The 2069-nt window shown below is 72.2% G+C and carries 4 protein-coding genes; all 4 read left to right on the top strand.

What is annotated here, in order from left to right:
* On the top strand, window positions 1–380 hold a 380-nt coding region (locus tag VJ693_RS14535; RefSeq protein WP_324155201.1), incomplete at its 5' end, for an SUMF1/EgtB/PvdO family nonheme iron enzyme.
* Window positions 381–426: 46 nt separating this feature from the next.
* Window positions 427–1149, top strand: a complete 723-nt coding sequence (locus VJ693_RS14530; protein WP_324155199.1) for an ABC transporter permease — start codon at window positions 427–429, stop codon at window positions 1147–1149.
* Window positions 1146–1847 carry a phosphate ABC transporter ATP-binding protein gene (locus tag VJ693_RS14525; RefSeq protein ID WP_324155198.1) on the top strand — a complete coding sequence of 234 codons (702 nt, stop codon included), beginning with the start codon at window positions 1146–1148 and terminating at the stop codon, window positions 1845–1847. The genes VJ693_RS14530 and VJ693_RS14525 overlap by 4 nt, the downstream gene beginning before the upstream one ends.
* A partial coding sequence (locus VJ693_RS14520; RefSeq protein ID WP_324155196.1) for a substrate-binding domain-containing protein occupies window positions 1838–2069 on the top strand: 232 nt, incomplete at its 3' end. The genes VJ693_RS14525 and VJ693_RS14520, both read left to right, overlap by 10 nt.

Raw genomic sequence — 2069 nt, 5'->3', positions numbered from 1 at the left:
AGCGGCGCTTCGGGCGCCTCACGCGCGTGCCGATGGCGCAGCCCGTGATGCACGTCAGCTGGCACGAGGCCCAGGCGTGGTGCCGTTGGGCGGGGCGGCGCCTGCCGGCCGAAGTCGAATGGGAAGCCGCGGCGCAGTCGTACTCGCGCGGCTTCGCCTGGGGATCAGCGTGGGAGTGGACGGCCGGCAGCTTGCGGCCCTATCCCGGCTTCGCGCCGGGCCCGTGGGCGTCGTATTCGCAGCCCTTCTTCGGCACGCACAAGGTGCTGCGCGGCGCGTCGTTCGCCACCAGCGCGCGGCTGCGCAACACGAAGTTCCGCCGCTTCGAAGCACCGCAGCGCGACGATCTCTTCTGCGGCTTTCGCACCTGCGCCTTGTGAAAGCCCGCATGGGCGATCGCGCCGCGCATGGTTACGATAGGCGCGGATGAATCCTTTCGCCGAGAGCGTGGCCGGCGCCGCGCAGCTTGTCGCCGGCGGCGACCCCGAACTCCTGCACATCGTCGGCCTGTCGCTGACCGTCAGCGGCGGCGCGAGCGTGATCGCCACCGCGCTGGGGCTGCTGGCCGGCGCCGCGGTCGCGGTGTCGCGCTTTCGCGGGCGGGCCACGCTGCTGGTGCTGCTCAACACCTTGCTCGCGCTGCCTTCGGTCGTGGTGGGCCTGGCGGTGTACCTGCTGCTGTCGCGTGCCGGGCCGCTGGGCGCGCTGGGCATCCTGTTCACGCCGACCGCCATGGTGGTTGCACAGGCGATCCTGGTCACGCCCATCGTCGCCGCGCTGGCGCGCCAGGTCATCGAGGACGCCTTGCACGACCACGGCGAGCAACTGCGCTCGCTCGGCGCCGGCCGGCTCGAATCCGCGCTCATCGTCGCCTGGGACGAGCGGCTCGCCCTGTCCACGCTGGCGCTGGTGGCCTTCGGCCGCGCGGTGTCCGAGGTCGGCGCGGTGATGATCGTGGGCGGCAACATCGCCGGCGTGACCCGGGTGATGACCACCGCGATCGCCCTGGAGACCAGCAAGGGCGACCTGCCGCTGGCGCTGGCACTCGGGCTGGTGCTGCTGGGCGTCGTGCTCTCGCTCAACGTGGTCATCGGCCTGCTGCGGCAGTGGCGGCTGGCCGAGGATCAGCGCTGGAGCGCGCTCGCGTGACGGCGCCGCTCGTGGAATTGCGCTCGGCGAGCGTGAGCTTCGGCCCCACGCTCGCGCTGAACGGCATCGACCTCGCCCTGGTGCGCGGGGAGCGTGTCGCGCTGGTCGGCGCCAACGGCTCGGGCAAGAGCACGTTGCTGCGCGCGATGCACGGCCTGGTGCCGCTGAGCCAGGGGCAGCGCCTGGCCGACGCGCCTGCGCCGCGCCTGGCGATGGTGTTCCAGCGGCCTTTCATGCTGCGCCTGTCGGCGCGCGCCAACGTCGAGCTGGGCCTGATGCTGCAGCGCATGCCGCGCACACAGCGGCGCGAGCGTGCCATGCGTGCGCTCGAGCGCGTGGGCCTGCTGGCCGAAGCCGGCCGCATCGCGCGCGTGCTCTCGGCCGGTCAGCAGCAGCGCCTCGCGCTGGCGCGGGCCTGGGCGGTGCAGCCCGACGTGCTCCTGCTGGACGAGCCGACCGCGAGCCTGGACCCCAGCGCCAAGCGCGAGGTCGAGAGCCTGATCGCCGACTTCACCGCGCAAGGCATGACCATCATGCTCAGCTCGCACAACCTCGGCCAGGTCAAGCGCCTGGCCAGCCGCGTGGTGTATCTCGAGCACGGCCGCATGCTGGCCGACGTGCCCACCGATCACTTCTTCGGCGGCCCGCTGCCCGAAGAGGCCACCCTGTTCCTGAAAGGACAACTCCCATGGGACTGAGCAAGCGTCCTTTCTGCGTCGGGGCCGCCCTGCTGGCCGCGACGCTGTCGTTCAGCGCCGGTGCCGAGGAGCGCAGCATCGTCGTCGCCTCGACCACGTCGACCGAGCAGTCGGGCCTCTTTCCGCACCTGCTGCCTGCCTTCACGAAGGCCACCGGCATCACGGTCAAGGTGGTGGCGGTGGGCACCGGCCAGGCCCTGGACATCGGGCGCCGCGGCGATG

This window comes from Ideonella sp. (assembly GCF_035254525.1).
GTDB lineage: Bacteria > Pseudomonadota > Gammaproteobacteria > Burkholderiales > Burkholderiaceae_C > Ideonella.
The sequence above is the reverse complement of the archived record's forward strand: the minus strand, read 5'-3'. Positions and strand labels throughout refer to the sequence as shown.